A 7,575-nucleotide genomic window follows, 5' to 3' on the forward strand; every position below is an offset into this window, starting at 1 on the left:
GCTTTGATCTGGGCGACGTGCTCGAAGCCGAGCCCCGCCGCTGCCAGAGTCGCCTTGAAATTCTCGAAAAGCGCGACGACCTGATCTTCTGCCGAAGTCGTGACGGGCTCACCCTGAGCGTCCGTTCCGGTATGGCCTGTCGTCAGAAAGAGGCCGCTTCCTGTCACGGCTAGGCCCATCGAGACGCCCGGCCATGCGGCACCCTCTGGATTTGCTGGAACGAGCGGCATGCATTTCTCCCCTGTGAATCCCTTGGTGTCCCGCTCTGCGGTGCGCGGTAGGCATCGACCTCTTTGCCGATGGCAGCCTCGGTCGCCGAACATACGAATGAACATACCAGCAAGTCAAATAAATTGTTCAATCGGTATTTTTATCCGGCCTCCGCTTCGCGGCATCCGCTCTCGAAGTCCGCAACGCGCCGGAGCAGCCTCGCGAATTGAAGGATGAGCAACGCAAGCGAGCGGCGCATGGCATCAGTCCTGCGCCGCTCGCCGATGCAGCCCGGGCGCTGCGCCGCCCGAGCTTTCAGGCCCAGCCGCAGTCTTCCATGTCGCGAGCGAGGTCGCGGTGGTCTTGGGCGCAGTCGGAGTTCGTGTCGGGGATGATGCGATTGACGACTCCCGACTGCAGCTCTTCCGAGATGTGCGCTATCAGACCTGGGAACGTCGACATCAGCGCGAGCCCAGTCATTTCCGGCGGGGTGAAGCCCATCTGGGTCATGATCGCCGCAAGCATCCCGACATCGTTGAGGACGAGATCGGGCTTGTTGGCGGCGCGCTGAAAAGCGCGATGGACCGCTTCGTAGAATTCGTTCGCTTCGCCCCAAATGCCCTGCTTGATCGCGATCGCCTTCAGTTTCTCGGCGCGGGGATCGGTCCCGCGGAAGACCTGATGGCCGAAGCCCGGAATCCGACGCTTGCTTGCCCGGAAATCCGCGACGAGCCTTTCGGCGTAGGCCTCCATCGGCTCGCCGGATGCCTTCCACGCCCGGATGCTGTCGGCGATGAATCGGCCTGTGTCTTCCGGAGAGACGGCGTATTCGCCTGCGCCCAGCATGCCTGCGGCAAGGCCAGCCGTCATCCGCGGATTCACCGACACGACCGATCGAGCCGCGATGGTCCCCGATTTCTGCAGGGCGTAGTCGAGGATGGACGACAGGATGACATCCATCATTTTGGCTTCGCCGGGGGTTGGAAGCCGCCCTCGAACCAGGAGGAAGCTGATCGCGGAGAAGGGCAGTTCGCCGACGAGCGAACGCATCGGGTAGCCGCGGATGAAGATGTCTTCCGAGGTGATTTCGCTCACCCTGGAGACCCAGTGCGACGGCGTGTTCTTTGTCATGGTCGTCCTTCGGTTGGGGTCGCGGTCAGTCTTGGGCGCTGGCCGCGAAAGCCTTTTGCAGTGTCGGGCGAGCGGAATGCCAAGCTTCGCGGGTCTTTCGGCTGACCCCGCTGAAGTGGTCGTTGTGCGGCTGCATGTAGTAGCCGAGGCGCGAGATTCCGTAGGCGCCCTTCTGACGGAGGTGGGCCATCGATTCAGCCATCGTGAGCGCCATCAAGTTCGGGTTGAGGATCGGGAACGGCGCGGGTTTTCCGCCGCCCATCAGGTACTTTTGATAAGAAGCCGCGATGATCGTGCAGTTGAGGATCACGGCCTCCGCGCCTGTCCTTTCGATGGACTTGGCGGTGACCTCGACGACATCGCGCGCGACGGCCCCGGTATCGTTCACCATATCGCGGACGTACCAGTTGATGACATCCAGGCCGAGGACCCGGTCCGAAGCCCCGTACAGCTTGACGTTGTCCTTCATTTGCGAGCCGGCCTTGACGTGATCGGTCACGATGACTGCGGTCCGGCCGTAGAAAGATAGAAGATTGAGAGACGCCTCGAAGGGCCCGACGACGGGTATGTCGACGAGTTCGCGCGCTACCATGACGGCGGGATCGTAGCAGCACCCGCTGATGACGGCATCGTATCCATCTTCCTCTGACTGCTTGATGGCATCGAGCAGAGAGGCTTCGACGATGTGCTTCGGATAGAAGTAGTCCATGTCGGCGGGGCATGCGTCGAGATGGGTAACGTCCAGCTTAGTCCCCTCCATCGCGTAGTGCGACAGCGTTTCCTGAATGAGGGCATCGTACGCCGTGGTGCCAAACGGATTTATGAAATTGATCCTGCGGACCATCTCCGACATCCTTTCATGGACTAAAGTGCGATGAGCGAGGGACATCGAGCTGCGCACACGATGTCGGCTCGAATTTGTCGAATGAGTAGTCGAAAAAGTCTACTCCGTCAATGTTCGGCCGACGCGCCCTCCCCGAGCACGGGCACAAATTTTCCCTCTCGCCGGGACTTGCGTCCGTCAAGCATCTGATTAATTATACCGGACGTTCATTTTTGCATACCTATTGGTACAACTCACATGCCGTCAGATGGAGGGCGAAACAATGTCAGGGCTCAGCGACCAGGCAATCGTGATCACGGGCGGGGAAACGGGCATCGGCCGGGCGGTCGTGCTGCAGCTGGCCGCGGAAGGTGCCCACGTGCTCATCGGCGGCATCCTCGCAGACGAGGCAGACGCCACTTTGCGCGCGTCTGAAGGCCTCCTTGGGTCAGTTGCCTTTCAGAAGGCGGATGTGAGGGACGCCGCTCAAGTGGATGCCCTCATCAATGCGGCGGTCGAGAAGCATGGACGCATCGACGGGCTAGTCTGCAACGCAGGCATCTTCGATGGCTTCGCGAGCGGGATCGACACGTCCGACCGACTGTGGGACCAGATCATGGACGTGAACGCGCGCGGCACGTTTTTCGCGTGCCGGGCGGCCCTTCGCCACATGGTGGCCGCTGGGCGCGGCAAGATCGTCAATGTGGCCTCGATCGGCGGGCTCGTCGGCATGGCGGACGGTGCGTCCTACACGGCCTCCAAGCACGCGGTGATCGGCCTCACCAAGCATCTCGGCTGCGCCTACGCTAAAGACGGGATCGCTGTGAATGCGGTCTGTCCCGGTGCCATCGAAACGCCGATCCGCAGCAATTCACTAAGGATCCTTGGCGAAGACGCGCCTCCGATGGGCGGCGTTGGAGCTGATCCAGACTGGCTAAAGAGAGCAGTCCCGCAACAGCGCAAGGGAACGGCCGACGAGATCGCGAACATGATACTGTTTTTGCTCTCGGACAAGGCGACGTACATGACCGGGCATTCGTTCGTTGTGGATGGTGGGTGGACCGCCAAATGACAGGCGAACTGCTCACCTCGGAAGAGAACGAGATCGTCCGGACGGTCGCCCGCTTCGTCAGCGAGCGGGTGAGGCCTTACGTCCAGCAATTGGAACGCGAAGGCAAATACCCTGAGCATCTGGTCACCGAGATGATGGAGCTCGGGCTCTTCGGGCTGGCGGTCCCCGAAAGCTATGGCGGACTCGGCGCCCGCGTTCGCGTGCTTGCGACCATCATGGAAGTGCTCGGCAACGGATGGACGACGCTCGCCGCTTACGTGAACAGCCACAGCACAGTGGCGTACGCGATCGCCACGCATGGTACCGAAGAACAGAAAAGCAGGTATCTTCCTGGGCTGGCGACTGGCGAACATCGCGGCTCCCTTTGCCTGACCGAGCCAGGTTGCGGCTCGGATCTGCAGGCGATAAAGGGCCTGGCGAAGGATGCGGGCGACCATTACGACCTGAGTGCAAGCAAGACCTACGTCACGAACGGCGCAAAGGCGACGCTGCTGCTGACGTTGGTGAAGCACCCCGCCGTGGCGGGAGAAACGAAGCCCAAGATTAGCCTTCTGATCGTAGAGAAGGCGTACCCGAAGGTTTCGGTGACCTCGACGTTCGAGAAGACAGCGTTCCACCTGGTCGATACCGTGCAGATCGAAATGGACGGCGTTTCCGTGCCGAAGGCGCAATTGCTCGGCGCCGCCGAAGGAAAGGGCTTTCCCCAGCTCATGGATTCGCTCGAGATCGGTCGCGTCGCGATCGCGGCGAGCGCCGCGGGACTTGCGGCGGACGCGCTCTTGGAGGCGAAGCGCTATGCCTCCGAACGCGTCACGTTCGGTGTCACGATCGACCAGCATCAAGCCATCCAGATGAAGCTCGCCGACATGGCCACGAAGCTCGTCGCGTCGCGGTTGATGACGATGGAGGCCGCCTCGGCGAAAGAGCGCGGCGGCCGTTGCGACATGATCACCGCAATGGCCAAGACGTATGCGAGCGATTGCGCGCTCGAGATCGCCCATCAAGCCGTCGTCATCCACGGCGGCGCCGGCTACATTCGGGACTACGTGGTCGAGCGCCTGCATCGCGAGGCTCTGCTTTACACGATCGGCGAAGGCACCAACGACATCAACCGCATTGTCATCTCTCGCCGGATGAAGGGCGAGGAAGAGATGCAGTATCTTGGTTTGCTGCCATGACGAGCGTCTGCCTCACGTTCGACTTCGACGCGGTTTCTCTCTGGGTATCCACCTTCAAGCAGACGACCGCGACGCCCGTTTCCCGCGGCGAATACGGCGCGAACGTAGGGATCGGCAGGGTGCTGGACCTCTTGCAGGAGAAGGACGTCAAGGCGACCTTCTTCGTGCCGTCGCATACCGCCGTGTCGTTCCCCCGGCAGACGCGCCGCATCATCGAGGAAGGGCATGAGATCGGCGTTCATGGCTATTGTCACGAGACGCCTATCGGATACACGCGCGAGGCCGAAGCCGGCCTTCTCGATCGGTCGATAGCCAAACTGCGCACGGTGCTTGGCAATGACTTCACGCCCATCGGCTACCGTTCGCCCGCCTGGGACCTTTCTGCTGACAGCGTCGAGTTGCTCGTGGAGCGCGGCTTTCTTTACGACAGCAGCATGATGGCGGACGACTTCGCGCCCTATCGCGCCCGCCGCGGCGACAGGGTCGACGAGGAGGCGTTTGTCCCGGGAGAGGTGACGAGGCTGATCGAGATGCCTGTCGCCTGGGAGCTGGACGATTTCCCGTATTTCACGTTCATCAACAAGCCGCTGTTTGGGGGCCTGCGCACCCCAGACGATGTTTACGACTGCTGGCGCGGCGAGTTCGACTATTGTCACGAGGCAATAATCGATGGCGCTTTCACTTTGACGATGCATCCCCAAATCATTGGACGCGGCCCGCGCATCAGGATGCTGGCCCGATTGATCGACCATATGCAGTCGCAGTCCAACGTGAGCTTCACCAAGCTCGGGGACGAAGCAAGGCGTCGCGACCCGTTGTTGCCCGGCCTCGCGTGACGAACCGACACAGGCGGCCGTCCGCGCACGTGTGCAGGTGAGAAGATTGGAAGGGCGAAACCGACGTGCGGACTACCGAATACGAAAAGCATGACGGCCTGGCGCTCGCGAAGCTGCTTCACGCCGGAGAGATAAGCCCCGTCGAATTGATGGATTGCGCCATCTCCCTGGCCGAGGATAGGGGACAGGCGGCCAATGCCCTGTGCAACCAGGACTACGATTTGGGCCGGAGGCTCGCCGCGGAGGCCGAACTTAAGGGCACGTTCGGGGCCATGCCGTTCCTCCTGAAGGATTCGGGGCTCGCCTCGACGCAGCTTGCCTCCGACGTGGGATCGCGTCTGTTCGCCGGCCTGAAGGCGAAGGTCGACTCGACGCTCAACACGCGCTTCGTGGCCGATGGCTTCCTTTCCTTCGCGAGGACGACCGTTCCGGAATTCTGCATGGCGCCGACTACTGAAGCCGTGCAGAACGGGGGGCCTACTCTCAATCCCTGGGACCGTACGCGTTCGCCCGGCGGATCGAGCGGCGGCGCCGCCGCTGCGGTCGCGTTGGGCATCGTGCCGGTCGCGCATGGAAGCGATGGCGGAGGCTCCATACGCATTCCCGCGTCATGCTGCGGAGTCTTCGGGTTGAAGCCCTCTCGGGGCCTTGTGCCGCACGGCCCGGCCCGCGGCGAAGGATGGGGCGGCCTGGCCGTCGACGGCGTTCTGTCACGGACCGTTCGCGACACGGCCGCTGCGCTCGACGGCATCGCCGGGATGGAGCTCGGCCAGCCTTACGCGGCGCCGACACGCCCCGATTCCTACCTGGAATACATTGACGGCGAATTCGATCGGCCCCTTCGGGTCGCGAAATGGACGCAGGCCTGGAACGATATCGACATCGCGCCCGAATGCCTTGACGCCGTTGCTGCTGCCGAGCGCCATCTGGCGGCTCTGGGCCACGAAGTCATCGAGGCGCCGCTCCCTCAGCTGAAGTACGACGCGTTTGTCGACGCGATCATCGACGTGATGGCGGCAAGCGTGGCCATGACCGTCAACGGCTACGTTCGGCTTGTCGGTCCGAAGGACCTGCCGACCCTCCTCGAGCCCGCAATTCTCGACGCCTACCGCTTGGGCGAGGAAATGCATGCCGAGACATACGCCTTGGCAATCAATCGCTTTCACTCCATCGCCCGACTGATGGAGACGTATCTCGCCGACTACGACGTGATCCTGACCCCGACGCTGACGCAGCCGCCCGTCAAGCTCGGCGAGATCTCTATGAACGATGATTTTAGGTCGTTCCGAAAGAAAGCCGGGCGCTATACGACCTTCCTCGCCGTCATCAACGCGTCAGGCCAGCCAGCCGCGAGCGTGCCCCTTCACTGGACCGAGGGCAATTTGCCCATCGGCATCCAGTTGGTCGGTCGATTCGGCACGGAGGCGACACTCCTGCGACTGTCCGCTCAGCTGGAAAGCATTGCGCCATGGCGCGATCGAAGGCCGATGCCAGCGGTTGCGTCTCCGCACCGAAACTAGCGTCGTCTTGCAGCATCTCGGTAGAAGGAGAGGATCGAGTGAGGAGCCAGACGGTTGAGGCAGACTTCGATACGCTGGTGCGCCTTATTCACTCGAGACACTCTTGTCGGGCGTTCCAAGAGCGCGCCGTGCCTGAGGCGACCATTCGGAAGATCTTGGAGACTGCGCAGCGGAGCGCTTCCGACTGCAACGTACAGCCGTGGAAAGTGACAATCGTCAGCGGTACAGCCTTGGATTCTCTGCGGACAGCTATGTATGGGCGGGCAGCATCTGGCGCGATTGGCGTGTCTGACATTCCACCTATCGGGCAATATTTTGGTGTCTATCAGGAACGACGCAGGGATTGTGGATGGTCCCTCTACGGCTCGCTTGGAATCGAGCGCGGTGATCGCATCTCTTCAGGGAAGCAGGCTTTGGAGAACTTTCGTTTCTTTGGAGCCCCACACATCGCCTTGATCACCTCACATGCGTCTTTGGGAATGAGAGGCGTTTTTGACAGCGGCGGGTACATCGCGTTGTTCATGCTTACAGCACACGCTTTGGGCGTTGCGACCATCGCGCAGGGATCGATCGCCCACCGCGCGGATGTTATTCGCGAGCATATCGCGCTTCCCGCCGATCATTTCGTCATTTGTGGGATTGCCTTCGGTTGGTCAGACGATGGCCATCCGGCGAACAGTTTCAGGATGAAACGTGCGCCAATCAGCGATGTGGCTTCGTTCGTCCGGCAATAAAAATCCCATTAGCCGATACCTTCGCACGGGATCTAACGCGGCAACTCATTCGCGGCGTTCAGCCAGAACAA

The 7,575-nt window shown here is 61.6% G+C and carries 8 protein-coding genes; 5 read left to right on the top strand and 3 right to left on the bottom strand.

Annotation, left to right across the window (positions count from 1 at the left end; all coding sequences use genetic code 11):
• The 3 genes from EOD07_RS15145 to EOD07_RS15155 all read right to left on the bottom strand — a co-directional run.
• Positions 1 to 230: Rid family hydrolase (locus EOD07_RS15145; protein WP_348627764.1), on the bottom strand; the 230-nt coding region annotated here is incomplete at its 3' end.
• A gap of 295 nt (positions 231 to 525) precedes the next feature.
• Positions 526 to 1,341 (bottom strand): citryl-CoA lyase, encoded by an 816-nt coding sequence (locus EOD07_RS15150; RefSeq protein ID WP_127236044.1) that lies wholly within the window; start codon positions 1,339 to 1,341, stop codon positions 526 to 528.
• Positions 1,342 to 1,366: 25 nt separating this feature from the next.
• Positions 1,367 to 2,185, bottom strand: a complete 819-nt coding sequence (locus EOD07_RS15155; protein ID WP_127236045.1) for an aspartate/glutamate racemase family protein — start codon at positions 2,183 to 2,185, stop codon at positions 1,367 to 1,369.
• A gap of 262 nt (positions 2,186 to 2,447) precedes the next feature.
• Here EOD07_RS15155 and EOD07_RS15160 point away from each other — a divergent pair, with 262 nt between their 5' ends.
• The 5 genes from EOD07_RS15160 to EOD07_RS15180 all read left to right on the top strand — a co-directional run bounded on the left by EOD07_RS15160 (position 2,448) and on the right by EOD07_RS15180 (position 7,504).
• Positions 2,448 to 3,236, top strand: coding sequence for an SDR family NAD(P)-dependent oxidoreductase (locus tag EOD07_RS15160; RefSeq protein ID WP_127236046.1), 789 nt, complete (start codon positions 2,448 to 2,450; stop codon positions 3,234 to 3,236).
• On the top strand, positions 3,233 to 4,414 hold the full coding sequence (locus EOD07_RS15165) for an acyl-CoA dehydrogenase family protein (RefSeq protein ID WP_127236047.1): 1,182 nt from the start codon (positions 3,233 to 3,235) through the stop codon (positions 4,412 to 4,414). The genes EOD07_RS15160 and EOD07_RS15165 overlap by 4 nt, the downstream gene beginning before the upstream one ends.
• The gene (locus EOD07_RS15170) at positions 4,411 to 5,250 is read left to right on the top strand and encodes a polysaccharide deacetylase (protein WP_127236048.1); all 840 of its coding nucleotides are present in this window, start codon (positions 4,411 to 4,413) and stop codon (positions 5,248 to 5,250) included. The genes EOD07_RS15165 and EOD07_RS15170 overlap by 4 nt, the downstream gene beginning before the upstream one ends.
• A gap of 65 nt (positions 5,251 to 5,315) precedes the next feature.
• A complete protein-coding gene (locus tag EOD07_RS15175) occupies positions 5,316 to 6,770 on the top strand; it encodes an amidase (RefSeq protein WP_127236049.1) in 1,455 nt (484 codons plus the stop codon).
• Between the two features lie 77 nt (positions 6,771 to 6,847).
• Positions 6,848 to 7,504: a nitroreductase gene (locus EOD07_RS15180; RefSeq protein WP_348627765.1), complete on the top strand. Its 657-nt coding sequence runs from the start codon at positions 6,848 to 6,850 to the stop codon at positions 7,502 to 7,504.
• Positions 7,505 to 7,575 lie beyond the last annotated feature (71 nt).

It is taken from the genome of Mesorhizobium sp. M2C.T.Ca.TU.002.02.1.1 (genome assembly GCF_003997225.1).